At 27.7% G+C, this 513-nt stretch carries 1 protein-coding gene; it reads right to left on the bottom strand.

The features are described 5' to 3' along the window. On the bottom strand, positions 1-499 hold a 499-nt coding region (locus tag G6042_RS00675; RefSeq protein ID WP_235933140.1), incomplete at its 3' end, for a tyrosine-type recombinase/integrase. Positions 500-513 lie beyond the last annotated feature (14 nt).

Below are 513 nucleotides of genomic sequence, written 5' to 3'. Positions count from 1 at the left end.
TTAATACTTCCTCTAAACTTCTAGCAGAATATTGGGTGTTTTTTTCTTGTCCTTCAAAAAGATAAGTTTTTGGACTATATTCTTTATAATATCTCCTTAATAAATCTAATATTTTTGCAGATAATGGTGTAATTCTATCTTTTTTACCCTTTGATTGTCTTATGATTACAATATTTCTTTTAGAATCAATATCAGAAAACTTTAAATTCAATAATTCACTGCGGCGCAATCCACAACTATAAATCATCGAAAGCATAGCTTTATGCTTTAAATTGCTATGGGCATCAAGTATTTTTTTTACTTCTTCTTTACTCAATACATTAGGCAAAGCCTTGGCTCGTTTAGGTCGGTGAATTTTTTCAACCTCAATCTTCGTCTCTTGTATTGTTTTAAAATAAAGTTTAACTGCATTAACCACTTGATTTTGATAGGAAGAAGATAGTTTATTTTTTAAAATATAATCATTGTTGTAACGAATAATATCCTCATTTGTAATCAAATTGATACTTTTTG

Source organism: Flavobacterium solisilvae (assembly GCF_012911605.1).
Lineage (GTDB): Bacteria > Bacteroidota > Bacteroidia > Flavobacteriales > Flavobacteriaceae > Flavobacterium > Flavobacterium solisilvae.
The sequence above is the reverse complement of the archived record's forward strand: the minus strand, read 5'-3'. Positions and strand labels throughout refer to the sequence as shown.